This is a genomic window from Lentzea sp. NBC_00516 (assembly GCF_036346835.1).
Classification (GTDB): domain Bacteria; phylum Actinomycetota; class Actinomycetes; order Mycobacteriales; family Pseudonocardiaceae; genus Lentzea; species Lentzea sokolovensis.
The window spans coordinates 9696466-9715139 of sequence record NZ_CP107840.1; the positions used below are offsets into that span (position 1 = coordinate 9696466).

Genomic DNA, 18674 nt, shown 5'->3' on the forward strand with positions numbered 1-18674 from the left:
TGTCCGGCCGGTGATGGACCCAACATTCGCCAGGAGGGGTTTCAAGACGGTCCACGAAACCTTTAACCGCAGAACAGAACGCGTGCACAGGGCGTTGTGCCACCCGAAGCGCGCCACCGGACGCGGCGGCCGCGTCCGGACGGACGTACGTGGCGTTAAAGAAAAATTCCAGTACGGGCGTGCACCGTCGTGCGACCGCGTGGTCAGAACGGTGAACCAGGAGGAGATCGTTGGAGATGGTGTGGCTGTCGGATCCCGCTGTGGCGGCGGTCCCGGTGCGCGAGCGCGGCGAGCCCCTGGTCGACCTGCGCACTGTTGCCGCTCTTCGGCTCGACAGCCGGCTTGCCGACGAGGAGGGGCTGTACGCCCAGTTGCGGCTCGGTGTGGTGGACCGGCTGGTCACCGCGCAGACGTTGCTGCCACCGGAGCTGAAGTTGCTGATCGTCGAGGGGTACCGGCCGCAGGCGTTGCAGATCGCGTCGTTCGAGTCGGCCGTCGCGGAGTCCCGTGCGCGCTCACCACAGGCCTGCGAGTCGGTGCTGCGACAGAGGGCGAGCATGCGCAGTTCCCCTCCGGAGGTGGCACCGCACGTCGCCGGGGCCGCGGTGGACCTGAGCCTGTGCACGGTGGACGAGATCGAGCTCGACCTGGGCACCGCGGTCAACGACACCGCGACAGAGCGCTCTCACACCGAGGATCCGGCGGTGGACGCCACGGCGCGCCGCCACCGCGCCGTTCTCGCGCAGGCGTTGCGCGGCGCCGGACTGGTCAACTACCCGAGCGCGTGGTGGCACTGGTCCTACGGCGATCGGTACTGGGCGTACCTGACGGGATCCGCCCAAGCTCTCTACGGTCCCATTCTTCCCTGATATATCCGCATTTTCCGGAACCCCGACCCCCCGGCGGGTGTGATCTACTTGCAGCGGTGACGCTGGGGAGGTCACGATTTGCTGGAGTTCCGACTACTGGGTCCGGTCGAAGCCCTGGTGGGCGGCAGAGCCGTACCGCTCGGCGGTCTCAAGCCGCAGGTGTTGCTGGCCGCGCTGGTGCTGGAACGCGGCCGGGTGGTGTCGGCGAGCCGTCTCGTCGAGCTGCTGTGGGGTGAGGAACCGCCCGTCAGCGCCCGATCGCTCATCCAGACCTACGTTTCCAAGCTGCGCAAGGCTTTCGCCGACCTCGGCGCGCCCGACGTCATCGTGTCCAGGTCGCAGGGCTACCTGGTCCGCCTCGACGACGCCCGCGTCGACGCCGACGAGCTCGCCGTCCTGCTTGCCAAAGCCCGGCAGCAGAGCCAGGTTCACGGACACGACCAGGCGGCGCGGCTGCTGGCGGAGGCTGTCGCGTTGTCGCGCGGTCCCTCGTTGTCCGGCCTGCAGGACACGCTTCTGAGCGGTCAGGCGCGGCGGCTCGACGAACTGCTCGTGTCCGTTGCGGAGGAACGCTTCGCGGCCGAGCAGAGCCTCGGCCGGTTCGGCCACCTCGCCGACCTGACCGCCGTGGTGGCTCGGTACCCGGTGAACGAACGGCTGCGCGGGCAGCTGATGGTGACGCTGTACCGCCTGGGACGGCAGGCCGACGCGCTCGCGTGCTACCGGGAGGGCCGGGACGCGCTCGTCGACGAGCTGGGCGTGGAACCCGGCTCCGAGCTCGGCGCGATCCACTCCGCGATCCTGCGCGGCACCCTGGAGCTGGTTCCGGTGGACGCGGCACCGGTCGCCAGGACCGCGCCGGCGACGGCACCCGCGCAGTTGCCGGCGACTCTCGCCGACTTCACCGGCCGGGCGCGGGAGCTCGGAGAACTGGCCGCCGCACTGTGCGAGGAGCGAGCCGCCGTGCAGATCGTGGCGGGACCGGGAGGGTGCGGGAAGTCCGCGCTGACCGTCCGCGCCGCGCACGAGGCGGCCCGGTCGTTCCCCGACGGCCAGCTCTACGCCGAGCTCCGTGGCACGAGCGATCTGCCCGCGACCGCGGGCGAGGTCCTGGGCCGGTTCCTGACCGCGCTCGGCATGGATCCCGGCCAGTTGCCCGAGTCGGCGCAGGAACGCCAGGAGCTCTACCGGACGTTGCTCGCCGGCCGCCGGGTGCTCGTCGTGCTCGACGACGCCGCGTCCGAGGAACAGGTGCGGCCCCTGCTGCCGGGCGCCGCCCGCTGTGCCGTGCTCATCTCGTCGCGCGACCGCCTCGCGGGACTGGCCGGAGCGCTGTTCACCGAACTGGACCTCGTGACGCCCGGCGAGGCGTACGACATGCTCGCGCGGATCGTCGGCGAGGCGCGGCTGGCGGAGGACGTGGACTCGGCGCACCGGATCGTCGACGCGTGCGGACGCCTGCCGCTCGCGTTGCGGATCGCCGGTGCCCGCCTGGCCTCGCGGCGGCAGCTTCCGTTGCGCGTCCTCGCCGACCGCCTGACCGACGAACGCCGCCGTCTCAACGAACTCTCCGCGGGCGACCTGGCCGTGCGCAGCAGCATCGCGTTGAGCTGCCGGGCGCTCGACGACCTGGCTCGCACCGCACTGGGCCGGATGGGACACCTCGGCCTGCCCGACTTCTCCACCTGGGTGGTGAGCTGGCTGCTCGAGACGTCCGAGGCGGACGCGGAGAAGGTCCTGGAGGTGCTCGTCGACGCGCAGCTGGCCACGCTGTCCGGTGCCGACGCGGCGGGAGTCCTGCGCTACCGGCTGCACGACCTGGTCCGGCTCTACGCCCGCGAACGAGCCGAGGCCGACGAGCCCGCCGAGCTGACCGCGTCGATCGCCCGCGTCCTGGACGGCTGGATCGCCCTGCTGAGCCGCACGGCCGCGAACAGCTCCTCGGCCGAGTCCACCTGGCGCCCGGCCGCCGGGCACCGCGAACCCGACGGCGTCACCGCCATGTCCGAACGCCTGTCCGACGACCTCGACGCCTGGCTGCTGGGCGAGGAACCGGCGTTCGCGGTGGCCGTCGAACGCGCCGCCGCCACCGGCCTGCACCGGCACGTGTGCGACTTCGTCTCGGCCCACACCGCGATCGAGCAGGCGACCAACTGCCACGACCTCCGCGACCGGATCATCGGCGTCGCGATGACGTCGGCCCAGCACGTCGGCGACCCCTGCCTCGCCGCGGACGTGCTGGCCGAACTCGCGCGCCTGCGGTTCTTCCAGGACCGCTTCGCCGAGGCCCGCCAGCTCTTCGGCGAGGCGCTGGGCCGCTACCGCGACCTGCACGACGTGCGCGGCCAGGCCTCCTCACTCACCGGGATGGGCCTCGCGTGCCGCGAACCCGGACACCTGACCGAGGCGGTGCACTTCCTGAGCCAGGCCGCCACCCTGTCCCAGGCGCTCGACGACCAGGTCGGCATCGGGCACGTGCTGCGGATCAGGGGTTCGGTCCACCTGGAACTGGGCGAGTACGACGAAGCACGAGCGGACCTGGAGCAGTCACTGACGGCGTACCGGCGGGCAGGCAGCAGACGAGGAGTCGCACTGTCGTTGCGCACCATGGGTCTCTACCACCGGGCACGCGGCGCCTACGAGGCGTCCATGGCCGCGTGCGCCGACGCCGCCACGATCTTCGCCGAACTAGGCGACGACCTCATGCACTCCTACGCCGTGCGGGCACACGCCAAGGCGCAGATGCGGATGGGCCACAGCGCGGAGGCGTTGCCCCGGCTCGAAGCGGCGCTCGCCACCGTCCGCGCCAAGGACGACCGCTGGGGCCAGGCCATCACCCTGCGCGTCCTCGGCCAGCTGCACCTGGCGGAGGGACGGCTGGACCTCGCGCAGAACTACCTGGACGCGGCGATGTCCATCTGGGACGCCATGGAAACACCACTGTGGCGGGCGCGCACCGAGCACGACCTCGCGCTGCTGCACCGGAGCCGGGGTGACGCGGAGGCGGCGGACGCGGCGTTCACGCACGCCCGGTCGGTGTTCCGCGCGCGAGGGGCACGGGAGTACACGGAGCACGCCGAGCTGCCGGTGTAGCCGTCGGCGTCCAGCGCGGCACGGCCTGAGCGCCGTTTTAACGGTCGTCTCAGGTCCGCTCGATAGGAAGTAGGCGTCGCCGGGCGACGCGGTCTCGGCCTCATGTCGGAACGCGCCGCGCTCTACGGCGGCACGGTCAGCGCCGGCCTCGCACCGGACGGCGGCTGAACCGTCCACGCGCCCCTGAAAGGCAGCCGTTCATGATCTCTGTGCTCGTGGTGGACGCCCAGCCGTTGCAGCGCTTCGGGTTTCGCATGCTGCTGGAGAGCACCCCTGACACCGAGATCGTCGGCGAGGCCGAGAACGGCGCCGAGGCCGTTCGGTGGACCACCGAGCTGCATCCCGACGTGGTGCTGATGGACATCCGCATGCCGGGCGTCGACGGGATCGAGGCCACCCGGCGCATCGCCGCCGCCGGTGGGCGTTCGCGGATCCTGGTGCTGACGACGTTCGACGTGGACCGGTACGCGTTCGCCGTGCTGCGGGCCGGGGCGAGCGGGTTCCTGCTCAGGGACACCCGCCCGGAGGAGCTGCTCGCCGGCATCCGGGCCGTCGCCGCCGGGGACGCGGTGATCGCGCCGGTGCTGACCCGGCGGCTGCTCGACACGTTCGCCGACCAGCTCGACGACGACCTCTGCGGGCCTGTGCGGAAGGATCCCCGGCTGGACTCCCTGACCCGCCGCGAGCGCGAGATCCTCGTCGCCATCGGCCACGGCCTCACCAACGGCGAGATCGCGCAACGGTTCACGCTGTCGGAGTCGACCGTGAAGACCCACGTCGGGCGGGTCCTCGCCAAGATCGGCGCACGGGACCGGATCCAGGCCGTCATCCTCGCCTACGACCTGAGACTCACCCGGCCGATCTAGCGCTCCGTCCCGCGCGTCCGAAGATCAGGCGAGCATCACCTGGCCCTCAACGACCTTGATCGGGATCTTGATCAGCGGTTTGGGTGCGGGCCCTCCGGTCACCTGTCCGTTCTCGTCGTAGGTGGCGCCGTGGCAGGGGCACTGGAATCCAGGGCCGACGTAGGAGACCGGGCAGCCCTGATGACTGCAGGTGGCGTTGAACGCCAGGAAGGTGTCCGGCGCCGGGCGCAGGAGATGGGCGGGCGTCCCGTTCGGCATGGTGAAGCTCTTCGACGAGCCGACGGCGATGTCGTCGACCGCGGCGATCACCGGGCCGTGACTCACCGAGTCCGCGGGCGGGCCGGCAGGGCGCCGGGCGAGCGCCAGCGCGCTGCCCGCGGTGACTCCGGCAGCGGTCGCCGCCCCCGCGATCAGACCGCTCCGCAGCACGGTGCGCCGCTCGACGTCGTCCTGCACCGTCCCGTCTTCCTCCGGCGCGGGGTGCACCGGCAGGCCGAGCCCGTGCCGCACCTTCGCGCGCAGGCGGGCACTCAGTGACAACACCCCGGCGTCGCCCGCGATCAGCAACGGGGTCCAGGCGAAGGCGAACACGATGTCGGCCCCGACGTAGTACGGCCGAGTCGTCCAGCTCACCGTCAGGAAGAAGCTGAGCGAGAGGAGGACGCCGCCGAGCGCGGCGAGCCGGGTGAACAGCCCGAGCAGGGTGGCGAGCCCGACCGCGATCTCCCCGAAAGCGATCGCCAGCCCGGCGACGGTCGCGTGGTCGGCGGCCAGCGAGACCAGCGGGCCGATCGGGGAGGTCGCGGCGGCGTTCACCATCTGCGCGTGGACACCGAGTGGCGAGGTGTCGTCCAAGTAGTGCGTGTCGAGGAGCTTGGAGAGACCGGCGTAGGCGAAGGTGCCACCCAGAAAAGCACGCAGCGGCAGCAACACCCAGACCGGCGACCGCCTCGGGGAATCCCAACGCAGCGGGGTCATCAGGACTTGCGCAGGGAAACCGTCATGATGCCCGTGCACATCTCGTCGCTGGTGCCGTCGCCCCACACCACGTAGCGCGGCGGCAGCTTGCTCAGCTGCGGCAGCCGTTTGCGCAACCCCGCGTCATGCGTGCACGTCACCCGCAGCGTGTCCCCCGGACCGATCTCCACCGGCTCCGGCAGCTTCACCAGCCGCTGGTTGTCGAAGTCGAACTGCGGCACGTCCAGCACGACCTTGGCGTTCGGCCTGCCAGGGTTGAGTTCGACCTTGATGGCCCGCCCGAGCAGGTGCATGTGGCCGAAACCGGCGAACAACGTCATCGGCTCCGGCACCTCGTGGTCGCAGGTCTGGGTGTCACCGGGCTTCGGCGCGCCCTGGCCGCACTCCTCCACCTGACGATCCGCGGTTTCGCCGACCTCTGACCCGAACCGCTTCGTCACGTCCGCGATCGAGGCCGCCCGGTCGCAGAGCGGACCCGACTCGTCGGCGGCGCAGGGCAGCTCGGTCGGTGCGTCGAGCGGGAACGTGTCGAGTTCCCTGGTCTGCGGCGTGCCGTCGGTCAGCCGCAGCCGCACCGCGGAGCGGTCCGACGCGGCCGGCTTGCCGTCGGTCGTCAACAGGTTGTAGTGCATCTGGAGGATGAGCAGGCTGCCCGGCTCCAGCTTGAAGCCGACGTCCTGGGTGTACAGAGTCTCCGTGGCGCCCGGCGCCCAGGTGTCCACCCACGTCGCGCCAGGGTCGGCGCTCTCGTCCTCGCTCTCCACGTCGGCGCCGACCACGCCGGTCCCGCCGAAACACTGCCAGCCGAGGCCGGGGGTCTTCGCGTCCTGCGCGCGCACGAGGGCAGCGCCGCCTGGCGGCACCGCGTACACGATGGCGTGATGTGCGAGGGCGACGTTCTCCGGCATGACCTGTGTCCCGGTCAGGAACTCCGCCTTGGTCAGGCCTGGATCGATCACCTGGCACCGGTACTCGTCCGTGCCGCCACCCTCCGGCGGCGCGGGCGTGTAGGCCTCGGCCATCTTCAGGTCGACGAACCGCTCGCCGGCGCGCAGCGGCAGCGGTGCGGCCGGCGACTGGCCCGCGTGCGCGTTGTGCGAGCCGGGAGGGACGGGCGCCGCACCGTTGCCGGCGTTCGATCCGCAGGCGACGACAGCGAACGCCGTCGCCAGCGCCACGGTGGTCGTCCCAAACCTCCACAGTGGACTATCAGGTTTCTTCATAGCCTGAACGCTAAGGCCAAATCCGTCCCGTTTCGTCGTACCGCGGTCGTCATTTCGGGAGGGAGGCGGTACGACGGTACTACTCCACAGTGTCCACACAGGACTGCCTGGTCCTGTCAACCGGCCTGAGCACCGCATTAACGGTCTTCTCAGATTCGCTCGGTAGGAAGTCGGCGTCAGACAAGCGATGTAACACTCATGTAGGAGGCTGGGAATGGCAGTCAACGCAGCGCCGTCCGGGGAAGCGCCGGCCGGTCGGTTGGCGGGCCGGTGGGTGCCGTGGCTGGTGATCGGCGTGTGGTTGGCGCTGACGGTGATCATGGGGCCGTTGAGCGGAAAGTTGAGTTCGGTCACCACCGACAGCGCCGCGGACACCCTGCCGGCAGGCGCCGAGTCCACCAAGGTCGCGGTGCTGGAGGACAGTCTCCCCGGCGGGGACGACAACACGTTCGTCTTCGTGTACCACCGCTCCGGCGGCATGACCGACGCCGACCGCGCGACGATCGAGCGCCACTACGACACCCTTGCCCAGCGGTATCCGCCGAAGGTGGCGGCCCCGGCCGGCGAGGACGACGAGGGCCCGCAGACGAGACCCTCCACCGACGGCAAAGCGATGATGTTCACCCTCGACGTGAGCACGACCTACGGCGCACCGGAGGCCATCGTCGGCCCGTTGCGTGACGCCGCTAAGGACCGCCCCGCCGGCCTGGAACTCGACGTGACCGGCCCGGCCGCGGTCGACGGCGACATGGACGCCGTCTTCGACGGCATCGACCTGCAGGTCCTGCTGACCACAGTCATCGTCGTCACGCTCCTGCTCATCATCACCTACCGCAGCCCGGTGTTGTGGCTCATCCCGCTGGTCGCCGTGGGCGCGGCCGCCCTGACCTCGATGGCGACCGTCTACCTGCTCGTCAAGGGCTTCGGCATCGTGATCAACGACCAGAACTCGGCGCTGCTGACGATCCTGGTGTTCGGCGTCGGCACGGACTACGCGCTGTTGCTCATCGCCCGATATCGGGAAGCACTGCACCACCACGAGAACGTCCGGGTCGCGATGGTCCACGCGCTACGCGGCGCGGCGCCGGCCATCGTCGCGTCCGCGGCCACCGTGATCGCGGGCCTGCTCTGCCTGCTCGTCGCGGACCTCAACAGCACCAGCGGACTGGGCCCGGTCGGCGCGGCCGGCATCCTGTGCGCGCTGGTGGCCATGTTGACGCTGTTCCCGGCGATGCTGGTGGTCCTCGGCAGGCGGATCTTCTGGCCGGCCATCCCGCGGCTCAGCACGGCCGTGGAGGGGAAGCCGGGAATGTGGGTACGGCTCGGCGCCGCCATCAGTCGCCGCCGGTGGGTGGCGACGCTCGGTTCGCTCGGAGTCCTGGGCGTGCTCACCATCGGCCTGGCGGGCAACACCAGCGCCCTGCGGGAGCAGGACCAGTTCGTGTCCGCGCCGGAGTCGGTCACCGGCTTCACCGTTCTCCGCCAGCACTTCCCGGAGCTCGGCGGCCAGCCGATGACGATCTTCACGCGGCCGGCGCACCAGGAGAGGGTGCTCGACATCGTCCAGGGCACTCGCGGTGTGGCAGTGGCCATCCCGGGTCAGACCAGCGGTGGCTGGACCGACATCTCCGTGTTCCCGACGGACGCGCCGGACACCGTCGCGGAGTACGACACGATCAAGCGGGTGCGCACCGCCGTGCACGCGGTGAGCGGGGCGGAGGCGATGGTCGGCGGGCCGAGTGCGGAGAACCTCGACACCGAGGTGACCACCAGCCGCGACGAGAAGCTGGTGATCCCGTTGGTGCTCGCCGTCGTCCTGCTCGTCCTCGGGCTGCTGCTCCGAGCGATCGTGGCCCCGCTGGTCCTGATGGCCACCGTGATCGTCTCTTTCGCGGCGGCCTTCGGCGGCAGCGTGTTCGTCTTCGACACGATCCTCGGGTTCAAGGGCGTCGACTATTCGGTGCCGCTGCTGGCTTTCCTGTTCCTGGTGGCGCTCGGCGTCGACTACAACATCTTCCTGGCCAGCCGGGCCAGAGAGGAGACCGTGCGTCTGGGCACCAGAGAGGGGATGCTCAAAGCCCTCTCCGCCACCGGTGGCGTCATCACCTCGGCAGGCCTGGTCCTGGCGGCCACGTTCGCGGTCCTCGCCACGCTTCCGCTGGTGATGCTGATCGAGGTCGGGTTCCTGGTCGCCTTCGGCGTGCTGCTCGACGCCCTGCTGGTGCGGTCGATCCTGGTGCCCGCCCTCACCCTGCTGATCGGCCGGCGGATGTGGTGGCCGAGCCGGCTGTCCCGGCCGGTGGAGCTGCCGGACGCTCAACAGTCGCTTGTGGACGATGAGGAGCCCGCGCTGCAAAGGTGAGCGCGGCGGCACGGACGAGATCCGGGACGGGCCCAGGCCCGTCCCGGATCTTTCATGGGCCCGACGGTCGGCGCCGTGCGGTCGGGGCGGCCGGAAGGTCGACCCGAAGCAGCGCGCCACCGCGTGGGGAGCGGGCGACGGTGGCCCGGCCACCGTGGGCGTCGACGACCCGCTGCACGATCGACAGCCCCAGACCGGATCCCGGCAAGGCCCGTGCGCTGTCGGCACGGTAGAACCGGTCGAACACCCGCGGTACGTCGGCGGCGTCGATGCCCGGCCCGGCGTCGTCGACCTCGATCACCGCCGACGCGCCCTCGGCACGGAGCTGGACCTGGACCGGTTGGTCCGCAGGAGACCACTTGCCGGCGTTGTCGATGAGGTTGAGCACCGCCCGTTGGAGCGCGGCGGGACGCCCGCTCACCCACACCGAGGTCACGTCGAGCGCGACCTCGACGTCGGGCACGCGGGAACGCGCACGGGTCACGGCGGCCACCACCACGTCGGCGAGGTCGAGCAGTTCGGTGCTCTCGTCGCTGACGTCACCGCGCGCCAGGTCGGTCAGCTCGGCGGCAAGGGTGCTCAACTCGGCCACCTGGGCGCCGAGATCGTTGAGCAGCCGGGTCCGGCTCTCCGAGGGCAGCGCGCTGTCCAGGGTGCCGCGCCGATCGAGCCGGACCAGCAGCTCGATGTTGAGGCGCAGGCTGGTGAGCGGGGTCTTGAGTTCGTGGGCGGCGTCCTCGGCGAGCAGCCGCTGGGCCCGCCGGGAGTCACGGAGCGCGGCGAGCATGTCGTTGATCGACCGGATCAGCCGCCGGATCTCCCCACCGCCCTCGTCCGGGATGTCGGCGTCGAGATCCCGGGTGTGCGCGACACGGACCGCGGCGGCGGTCAGCCGGTCGATCGGTGCCAGCCCGGTCCGCGCCACGGCCCGCCCGACAAGGGCGCCGCAGGCCACGCAGAACAGTCCGATCAGCAGCATGCCCAACCCGAACTGGTTGATCGGGCTGTCGTCGGCGGCGCGGGCCACCTGGACCGCGCCGTCGCCCGCCCGCAGCGTGTAGACGAGGTAGCCGTCGTCGTCGCTGTCGCCCGACTCCATCAGGTCGGCCGCCGCGCCCTGCACCACGCGCTCGGCGTGCTCGCTGACCGGGGGCAGCGCGGGTTGGCCGACCGGCGTCCGGATCGAGCCGTCGGGCAGGACGACCCGCACCAGCCGACCGGATCCGGGATACGGCGGTAGCTGGACCTCCGCCAGACCGGCGCGCTCCGCGTTCGTCGCCAGGACGCGGGAGTCGGCACGCAGCTGATCCTCCGCGGTAGCCTGCAGCTCCCAGTCCAGCAGCTCGCTGGCCACCTGGAAGGCCATGAACACGCTGGCCGCGATGGCCGTCGCCGCGATCACCGTCAGCCTGGTCCGCAGGGACCGCCGGCGCCACCAACGGGTCAGCCGGCCGGCGGGCCTGCTCACGGAGGGGTCTCCCGCAACGTGTACCCCAAGCCGCGCCGCGTGTAGATCAGTCGCGGCTCACCCCCGGCCTCCATCTTGCGGCGCAGGTAGCTCACGTACACCTGGAGGTTGTTGGAGGTGAGGCTCATGTCGAAGCCCCAGATCGCCTCGAACAGCGCGCCTTGGGTCACCACCCTGGTCGCGTTGCGCACGAGGACCTCCAGCAGGAAGAACTCGGTCCGGGTCAGGCCGAGCGGCCGCCCGCCCCGCCACGCCTCGAACCTGTCGGGATCGACCCGGACGTCGGCGAACGTCAGGATCTGCGACTCGTCGTCGCCCGGCGCGCGGCGGCGCAGCAGGGCCCGGACCCTGGCCAGCAACTCCTCGGTGGCGAACGGCTTGGGCAGATAGTCGTCGGCGCCCGCGTCCAGCCCCGCGACCCGGTCGGAGACCTGATCCCGGGCGGTCAGCATCAGCACCGGCAGATCCCGGCCCGCTGCCCGCAACCGCCGGCAGGTCTCCACCCCGCCGAGGCGGGGCATCATCACGTCGAGGATCAGCAGATCCGGCGCGTCGCCGCCGACCGCGTCGAGCACGGCGAGACCGTTGGCGACGGAGGTGGTGTCGTAACCCTCGACCTGGAGCACCCGCTCCAGCGACTCACGGATGGCCGCCTCGTCATCCGCGATCATGATCCGCACGCCGGCCCGCCCCCTCCAGTCGATGCTTTTGCCGCTCATGGTCCCCGATCAACCTGAGGCCAGGATTAGAGCGTCGCCGTCAATTCGTCGGGAAGTACGGGGCTGCCGGGCGCTAGCTGCCGCCGACAGGTGGCGAGTCGAGGGTGCCGAGCTTCTCCAACAGCTTCTTCAGCGTGTCCCATTCGGCGGCCGGCACATTCTGGGAAAGGCTGTCGTCCAGCCGCGTGGCCGCAGCACTTGCCAATTGCAGCAACTCTCGGCCCCTTGCGGTCACCTCGAGGCGTGCGGCATGGCCCTGGCCCGGGAGAGTCCGTTGAACTGCGCCGAGTTCTTCGAGCGCCCGAACGGTGGCGTTCATGCTCTGGCTGGTGACGTGAGAGCGACGAGCGAGATCGCTGTAGGACATGTCGGGATGGCGTGAGAGGTGCCCCAGTGCTCCGAGGTGACGGAGAGTGATTCCAATCTCGGACAGTTCGGCCTCGTATTGACGTTGCAAGATCCGGCCTATGCCGACGAGCCGCAATCCGACGGACTCGCCGGCGGGCGATGGCCCCGGGGCACTGGTGGTCATTTGCTGATTCTCGCATCTGCCGCGCAATTGCCTTCTTCGGCGACAGACGCGCCGGCGTGGTTCCGAACCAAGGATCACACGGCGGCGGAAGCCTCCAGCCTGTCGGCGGCCCGTCGCGCGCCCGCCGTGACCGCCTGTGTCCACCCATGGGATTCGGCGAGCGTGCGTCTGGTGAGTTCCGGCCCGGCCAACGCGGGCGTACCCACGCCGAAGAGGGGGCGCGGCGCGTACTCGGCGTTCAGTTCCGTCTGGCGAGCCACCTCGTCACCGAAGAAGACCTGGACCAGCCGCAAAGCGATCTCGATGCACCCGGTGGCCGGGCCTGCGGTGATCCTGTTCCGGTCTTCCACCACGTTCGGCGTCTCAACCGTCTTCGCGCCGAACCAGTTCAACTCGTCGTAGAAGTGGAAGTTGGTGGTGGCCCGGTATCCGCGGAGCAACCCGGCCGCACCGAGCACCAGGCTGCCTTCGCACACCCCGGCGACCCAGCCGGCCCGGGCACCCCGGTCGGCGAGGAACGCAAGTGTCTCCGAGTCCTCCAGAAGTTCCGTCGGCGTCGCCCCCACCAGCAGGACGTCCAAGTCCGCTGGGCAGTCGGCGAACGTGGTGGTCGCGCGCCCCGGAAATCCGCCATAGCCCAGGAACTCGTCCAAGTTCTTCCAGACGAGATGAACGTTCACCCCGGGCATGCTCGCCATCACCGCATGGAACCCGACGACGTCGACCGGCGCGTAGTCCGGGCACACCAGCACGGCGACCTCGATACGACGCTGTTCGTCAACCATGAGCTTGTCCCTTCTCGACTTACAGTCTGACTGCAAGTCTGACTTGCAGTCAGACTATAAGTCTTTGGGGCGACATGTCCAGACCGGCATCGACGCTTACCGGTCGGGGGGCTCGGTGATCGCGACTTCAGGCGACGAATTGGGGCGCTCGTGGGAATTCGAGGGGAAATGCTCGGCAAACGCCGAGCCGGGCCGCGCGAGAAGTTCCCGCCGTCGTTTCAGTTCAGGACCGCCGCGAGCGCCTGGGTTTGCGCGGCCCGGATCTCCTCGAGCGGCACGGCGAGCCGCAGGCCCGGCAGGCGGCGCAGCAGCGTGGGCAGCGCGATCTCCAGTTCGGCGCGGGCGAGGGTTTGACCGGGACACTGGTGGACGCCGTGACCAAAGACCATGTGTCCCAGGGCTTTGCGGTCGATGTCAAGGGTGTCGGGGTCGTCGGTGTCCCGGATCCGGGCCGGGGTGTCGGGGTTCTCCAGCAGTGCCAGGGTGCCGAGGCCGATCATGCACATGGACGGGGAGCGGGCGCGTAGCGTTGTGCGCCGTGAACGATCGTGCGGACGTGCCGGACCGGGTGCTGGACGAGGTGCGGGCCATCTGCGCCGCGCTGCCGGAGGCCACCGAGCAAGCGGCGTGGGTGGGCATGCGGTGGAGCATCCGCAACCGCAGCTTCGTGCACGTCTTCACGGCGCATCCCGGTGAGACCGGGGCGTACAGCCGGGCCGCCGAACTCACTGAACCAACAGTGATCATGACGTTCCGCGCCCAGTCCGAGGAGTTCGACGCCCTGGCCGGAGCCGGGGAGCCGTTCTTCCGGGCGGCGTGGGGCAAGGACGTGGTCGGGCTGAAGGTGCTGCCGGACGTGGACTGGGACGAGGTGCGGGAGTTGCTGACTGAGAGCTACCGCGTGCTGGCGCCGGCGAAGCTCGTGAAGCTGCTCGGTTGAGCGGTCAGGGCTCGCGGGTGCTGGGGACGGCGGTCCACGTCCGCTCGTGGCGATTGGCGGTGATCTCGGCGAATGCCTGGTTCACGGCGGCGGCGGCGGACGGTTGCTTGCGCGGGTGGTTCCTGGTCAGCAGGGCGGACATCGCGGAGGCGAGCGACTTGAACGCCATGTATTCCTTGGATCTGTCGGACTCCAGGGAATGGTCTCGTTCGCCCGGATGTGGCGGCGCAGCGACTTGAACGCCTGCCGCAGCCCGCCCAGTACCGCGATGTCGCCCTGATCGAGGACACGTTCGGCGGCCAGCTTGGCGAGCAGCTCGACGGACTCGCTGCTCGGGGTGCCGAAAATCTCGCCGCGATCGATCCGGTCCTGCTTGACCCATTTCGACAACGTCACCGGATGGATACCGAGGTCCACCGCGATCTGCTTCTGCTCTCTACCGGCCCGAACAAGCGCGACGGCACGCGCTCGGAACTCGGCGGGGTACGGACGGGGCACAGTGCACAGCCTCTCGGAGAGCCGCCACTTAGCCACCAATACTGGAACCCTTCCGGTGGGGCAGGTCAGTGGTAGTCACGCAGCCCGGCTGTCGGGCGAGGGCTACGGATCGATCCGGTAGCCCACCTCGGGCACCGTGTGGATCATCGGTGGCTGGTGCAGCTTGCGCCGGAGCTGGCCGACCAGCACCGGCAGGACGTTCGACTTCGGGGTGGCCATCTCGTCCCACGCGTAGGCGATCAGTTCGCCGTGCGTCACTGGTTTCCCCTGGTGCGTCACGAGAATCTCCAGCACCGCGAACTCCTTGGTGGTGAGGGTGAGCAGCACTCCGGCCCGCCGCACCTGGTGGCGTCCGAGATCGATCTCCAGGTCGCCGCACCGCAGCAGTGCGGCGTGCCCGGAGGCCGCCCGCCGGCACAGGCTGCCTACCCGCGCGACCAGTTCGGCCACGGCGAACGGCTTCACCAGGTAGTCGTCGCCGTGCTCCAGGCCGGCGACCCGGTCGGCCACGCCGTCGCGGGCGGTGAGGAACAGGATCGGTACCGGTGACCCGGCCGACCGCCTGGAGCGCACGTAGGCCAGTGAGTCGCCGGACGGCAGCATGCGGTCGAACACCGCGCAGTCGTAGGCGTTGACCCACAACGCCTGGTCGGCGGCGGGCAGATCGCCCACCGCGTCCACGGCGAAGCCCGCGCCGCGCAGCGACCCGCTGATCGCCAGCCGCAGGTTCTCGTCGTCCTCGACCACCAAGACACGCACGAACACGGACAGTAGCGTGCCTACAAGCAGGACGTGACGTCTTCCGTCAGCAGGCCGCGCAGCTCGTCGGTGTCCGGCATCCTGCCGAGCGCGCGCAGGCGTCTCGACTGCGCTTTGCGCATGCCCTCGAAGAGCTTGCGGGCATCGCGGGCGTTGCCGAACGACGCACCTCCGCAGATGGCGGCGAAGTGCTGCAGCAGCAACGGATGCGCGCCGGGGTCCAGCCGGTAGTCGCCGTCCGAGGCCATCCGGTCGATGATCAGCAGCAGTTCGTCGGCCTCGTAGTTCTCGAACTCGATGGTCTTCGCGAACCGGGACGCGAGGCCCTGATTGGCGGCCATGAAGCCGTCCATCTCATCGGTGTAGCCGGCGACGATGACGGCCACTCCGTCGCGGTGGTCCTCCATGAGCTTCACCAGGGTGTCGATGGCCTCCTGGCCGAAGTCGCCGCCGTTGCCCGACGAACGGGACAGCGTGTAGGCCTCGTCGATGAACAGCACGCCGCCGAGGCACTCCTCGAACACCGTCGCGGTCTTCTCCGCGGTGTGACCGATGTACTGGCCGACGAGGTCGCGGCGGGACACCTCGCGGAACTGGCCCCTGGGCAGCACGCCGAGCGCCTTGAGCAGCTTGCCGTAGATGCGGGCGACGGTGGTCTTGCCCGTGCCCGGGGCGCCGGTGAAGACCAGGTGCTGGCTGACCGTGCCGACGGTGAGCCCGGCGCCGAGCCGCCACTTGTCGACCTGGATCTCGTCGACGACCGTGCGCACCTCGGCCTTCACCGCGGCCAGCCCGACCATGGCGTCGAGGTCGTTGAGCAGGTCGTCGAGTCCGTCACCGCCCGACCGCACCGGGCGGGCGGCCTCGGTGATCGTGGGCGTGGCGCCGGGGGCCAGCGCGATCGCCGGTTCGGCGGTGTTCGTCAGCGTGCACTCCAGCACCGAGCCGGCGCAGTCCGCGCCGAAGGAGATGCCCGCCCCCTGCAGGTCGTGGATCTTCGTGCGGCGGATGACCGGGCGGCTGTGGTGCGCGACCGCGATGCCGTCCTGCGCGGTGCCGGAGATGTCGCACGCGTCGATCGTGGGGTGCGCGTACTGGTAGACGTACACCCCGCGCTGCCCACAGCCGAGGATCGTGCAGTTGGCGATCTCCGGATCGGCGCCGAGCCCGACCACGAGACCGTCGCCCGCCACGTTCTCGATGCGCGTGCCGTCGATCCGGCCGGACGACCCGTCGATCGTGATCCCTTGCGCCGCACCGGAGATCTTGCACCGGCTGATCGCGAACCCCTGGCTGTCGCGCACGCTGATGGCCGGCCCGGACCGGGCGGTGACGGTGCACAGCTCGACGGTCAGCGTCGCACCGGCGGCGACGATGCCCTCCACGTCGGCCAGGAACCGGATTCCCCGCACCGTCAGCGAACCGCCCCGCACCCGCAGGGCCGGCCAGTCCGCGCCGGTGCCGTCGATGACGACGTCGGCCCCGTCGTGCGCCTGCAACGTCAGCCTGCGGTCGGTCAGGTCGAACGTCTCCGCGTAGGTGCCTGCCGCCACCGAGATCACGCCGCCGTCCGGTGCGTCGCGGATCGCGTCGCCGATGCTCGGGTACGCGCCGTGGCGGTCCGGGGCCACCTGCAGGACACGCGAGGTCGTCACAGTCATCAGCCCGTCCGTTCCATCAGCCAGCCGCGGTCCGCGGCCTTGACGCCTGCCTGGAACCGGCTGCGCGCGCCGAGCCGGTTCATGATGTCGGAGACCATCCGGCGCACGGTCCGCACCGAGACGCCGAGCCGTGCGGCCGCTTTCTCGTCGGTGCTGCCCGAGGACAGCAGCGAGAGCAGTTCCCGTTCCCGCACACCGAGTTCCGCGCTCACCGGCAGGTCGTACGCGGCCAGCGGCACCCCGCTCGTCCACACCCGCTCGAACAGCTCGACGGTCGTGGTGACCAGGCTGGGCAACCGGAACATCGCGACGCGCCCGGCCGGTCGCGGCTCGGCGGACAGGACGACCACCTCGCCGTCGATCACCATCGAGTCGGTCGGCACCTCGGTCACCGTGCGGACGTCGGCACCGGCCAGCGAAAGCATCCCCAACTGGGGGCCGAGCACGGGTGCCGTGCGGGCGTCGTCGGGTACCACGACTCGATAGCGCACTCCGCGGCGGAGGTTGTCGTGGTCGTGCCGGCGGACGACGCCGAGCGGGTGGTTGACGGAGGTGACGAGGCTGCTCATCACCAGCACCTCGTGCTGTGCGGCCGCGAGCAGGGCGGTGATCCTGGTCTCGGCGGGCACCCGGCCGATGGGCAGTACTGGGGCGAGCGTCATTGCGGAAAGCCTCCGATCGGAAGAGATGCGGCCACTCCGGCCATCTGGGAGCCGTCGAGCCGGACCAGCCGGACGCCGGACGAGGCGAGCGGGCCGGTGAGGTACGCCGCCGCGGCCTCGACCGCGGACTCCGTGGGAGCCGCGAGCCGGAGCACGGCGGTGACGAGGTGGCCGGACCGCGCGGCGACGGTCACGGTGACCGCGACTCCCGCGGTCCTCGCGGCCAGCCCGGTGAGCAGGCCGTGGACTTCGTGGTCGCTGAGCCGGTCCCATCCGGCGAGGCGGAAACAGGCGTGGGAGACCACTCCGGTGCGCCAGAAGCCCCAGTCCTCACGCACTTCGGTGCGCCCGCCGGTCACGTGGCCGAGTGCGGCGATGGTGGCGAACGCGGCCTCGGCCGGCATCGGCTCGGCGGGCGTCCCCGACCGGTTGAGGGACCGGACCACGCGGCGGACCGCGTTGCGCAGCAAGGGTTCCAGCTCCGCGTCGGTGGGATGCTCGACCGTGCGGGACGCGTGCACGGTGAGCCAGTAGCGCGGGTGCTGGTCGAAGCGGGCTCCCGAGTGGAACACCAGCTGGATGCCGAAGCGGTGCGCTCCGCCGTCGGTGGGCGGCAGCAACGAGACAGGCGACGGTGGCGCTCCGGTGCGGCCGCCGCCGGTGGTCCGCGGCCGCACCAGCGTGGTCAGACCGGCGGTGTGGCTGATCGCCAGGGCCTCGCTCTGTCCGGTGTGGACGGTCAAGGTGGTGGCATCCGGCAGGAGCAGGCCGAGCAACGCGGACGCCTTGTCGTCGTCCGGCAGGTTGTGCCGCCGGGGGCGCAGCAGGTACGGCAGGCTCGGCGCCAGCACCTGGTGGAGCCACCGTCCGCGGATCCTGATCGTGGTGACGGCCAGCAACACGGCCGCGCCGGTGCAGGCGGCCGCCGTCACGGGCCACGGTCGTCCGATCGACACCGCGGTCGTGATCACCGCGACCTGCCAGCAGACGGCCTGCAGCGCGGTGACCTGCCGGACCGCCGCGCGTCGCCCCGGCCGTGGAGCCGGCACCGGCGGGGCGATGTGCCGCACTGGCAACGGAGTCACGGGCGGCCGAGGTGGTGGCGGGGGAGCGACGACCGGTGCGGCGACCGGGCGCGCGACGGCCGGGGCGGCGTGCGCGGCGGCGGAGACGATCAGTTGCGGCGTGCCGGTCCGGTGCGCGCCCTGAGACGCCGGCGCGGCGGAGCGTGGCGCGTCGAGCGCCTGTGGGTTGTGCAC

General features: G+C 70.7%; 17 protein-coding genes and 1 pseudogene. 5 read left to right on the plus strand and 13 right to left on the minus strand.

Annotated elements, in window-relative coordinates:
* Window positions 1–236: 236 nt before the first annotated feature.
* The 3 genes from OG205_RS45225 to OG205_RS45235 all read left to right on the plus strand — a co-directional run bounded on the left by OG205_RS45225 (window position 237) and on the right by OG205_RS45235 (window position 4828).
* Window positions 237–869, plus strand: a complete 633-nt coding sequence (locus OG205_RS45225) for a M15 family metallopeptidase (RefSeq protein ID WP_330273885.1) — start codon at window positions 237–239, stop codon at window positions 867–869.
* 78 nt (window positions 870–947) lie between these two features.
* A complete protein-coding gene (locus OG205_RS45230; RefSeq protein ID WP_330273886.1) occupies window positions 948–3962 on the plus strand; it encodes an AfsR/SARP family transcriptional regulator in 3015 nt (1004 codons plus the stop codon).
* A 200-nt stretch (window positions 3963–4162) separates the two neighbouring features.
* Entirely contained in the window at window positions 4163–4828 is a 666-nt protein-coding gene (locus OG205_RS45235) for a response regulator transcription factor (protein WP_330273887.1), read from the plus strand.
* 24 nt (window positions 4829–4852) lie between these two features.
* On the opposite strand, the gene OG205_RS45240 is transcribed toward OG205_RS45235, so the two are convergent.
* Window positions 4853–5806 carry a Rieske 2Fe-2S domain-containing protein gene (locus OG205_RS45240; RefSeq protein ID WP_330273888.1) on the minus strand — a complete coding sequence of 318 codons (954 nt, stop codon included), beginning with the start codon at window positions 5804–5806 and terminating at the stop codon, window positions 4853–4855.
* Window positions 5806–7029 carry a monooxygenase gene (locus tag OG205_RS45245; protein ID WP_330273889.1) on the minus strand — a complete coding sequence of 408 codons (1224 nt, stop codon included), beginning with the start codon at window positions 7027–7029 and terminating at the stop codon, window positions 5806–5808. The genes OG205_RS45240 and OG205_RS45245 overlap by 1 nt, the downstream gene beginning before the upstream one ends.
* A 214-nt stretch (window positions 7030–7243) precedes the next feature.
* Between OG205_RS45245 and OG205_RS45250 the strand changes: the two genes are divergently transcribed.
* The gene (locus OG205_RS45250) at window positions 7244–9391 is read left to right on the plus strand and encodes an MMPL family transporter (RefSeq protein WP_330273890.1); all 2148 of its coding nucleotides are present in this window, start codon (window positions 7244–7246) and stop codon (window positions 9389–9391) included.
* 52 nt (window positions 9392–9443) lie between these two features.
* Here the strand turns inward: OG205_RS45250 and OG205_RS45255 are convergent, their stop codons facing one another.
* From OG205_RS45255 to OG205_RS45275, 5 genes are all read right to left on the minus strand, one after another.
* Window positions 9444–10859, minus strand: coding sequence for a HAMP domain-containing sensor histidine kinase (locus OG205_RS45255; RefSeq protein ID WP_330273891.1), 1416 nt, complete (start codon window positions 10857–10859; stop codon window positions 9444–9446).
* Window positions 10856–11539 carry a response regulator transcription factor gene (locus tag OG205_RS45260; RefSeq protein WP_330278375.1) on the minus strand — a complete coding sequence of 228 codons (684 nt, stop codon included), beginning with the start codon at window positions 11537–11539 and terminating at the stop codon, window positions 10856–10858. Before OG205_RS45260 ends, OG205_RS45255 begins: the two co-directional genes overlap by 4 nt.
* Window positions 11540–11651: 112 nt before the next feature.
* The gene (locus tag OG205_RS45265) at window positions 11652–12110 is read right to left on the minus strand and encodes a MarR family winged helix-turn-helix transcriptional regulator (RefSeq protein WP_330273892.1); all 459 of its coding nucleotides are present in this window, start codon (window positions 12108–12110) and stop codon (window positions 11652–11654) included.
* Between the two features lie 74 nt (window positions 12111–12184).
* Window positions 12185–12895: a DJ-1/PfpI family protein gene (locus OG205_RS45270; RefSeq protein WP_330273893.1), complete on the minus strand. Its 711-nt coding sequence runs from the start codon at window positions 12893–12895 to the stop codon at window positions 12185–12187.
* Between the two features lie 218 nt (window positions 12896–13113).
* The gene (locus tag OG205_RS45275) at window positions 13114–13395 is read right to left on the minus strand and encodes a cytochrome P450 (protein WP_330273894.1); all 282 of its coding nucleotides are present in this window, start codon (window positions 13393–13395) and stop codon (window positions 13114–13116) included.
* Window positions 13396–13433: 38 nt separating this feature from the next.
* Here OG205_RS45275 and OG205_RS45280 point away from each other — a divergent pair, with 38 nt between their 5' ends.
* Window positions 13434–13835, plus strand: coding sequence for an MmcQ/YjbR family DNA-binding protein (locus OG205_RS45280; RefSeq protein WP_330273895.1), 402 nt, complete (start codon window positions 13434–13436; stop codon window positions 13833–13835).
* A 4-nt stretch (window positions 13836–13839) separates the two neighbouring features.
* Here OG205_RS45280 and OG205_RS45285 read toward each other — a convergent pair whose 3' ends face one another.
* The 6 genes and pseudogenes from OG205_RS45285 to OG205_RS45310 all read right to left on the minus strand — a co-directional run bounded on the left by OG205_RS45285 (window position 13840) and on the right by OG205_RS45310 (window position 18674).
* Window positions 13840–14004: a hypothetical protein gene (locus OG205_RS45285; protein WP_330273896.1), complete on the minus strand. Its 165-nt coding sequence runs from the start codon at window positions 14002–14004 to the stop codon at window positions 13840–13842.
* A gap of 89 nt (window positions 14005–14093) precedes the next feature.
* Window positions 14094–14333, minus strand: a pseudogene (locus OG205_RS45290) (transposase); the annotation flags it as partial.
* A gap of 102 nt (window positions 14334–14435) precedes the next feature.
* The gene (locus tag OG205_RS45295; protein WP_330273897.1) at window positions 14436–15092 is read right to left on the minus strand and encodes a response regulator transcription factor; all 657 of its coding nucleotides are present in this window, start codon (window positions 15090–15092) and stop codon (window positions 14436–14438) included.
* 20 nt (window positions 15093–15112) lie between these two features.
* Window positions 15113–16753, minus strand: coding sequence for a right-handed parallel beta-helix repeat-containing protein (locus OG205_RS45300; protein WP_330273898.1), 1641 nt, complete (start codon window positions 16751–16753; stop codon window positions 15113–15115).
* On the minus strand, window positions 16753–17415 hold the full coding sequence (locus OG205_RS45305) for a helix-turn-helix transcriptional regulator (protein ID WP_330273899.1): 663 nt from the start codon (window positions 17413–17415) through the stop codon (window positions 16753–16755). The genes OG205_RS45300 and OG205_RS45305 overlap by 1 nt, the downstream gene beginning before the upstream one ends.
* A complete protein-coding gene (locus OG205_RS45310) occupies window positions 17412–18674 on the minus strand; it encodes a hypothetical protein (protein WP_330273900.1) in 1263 nt (420 codons plus the stop codon). The genes OG205_RS45305 and OG205_RS45310 overlap by 4 nt, the downstream gene beginning before the upstream one ends.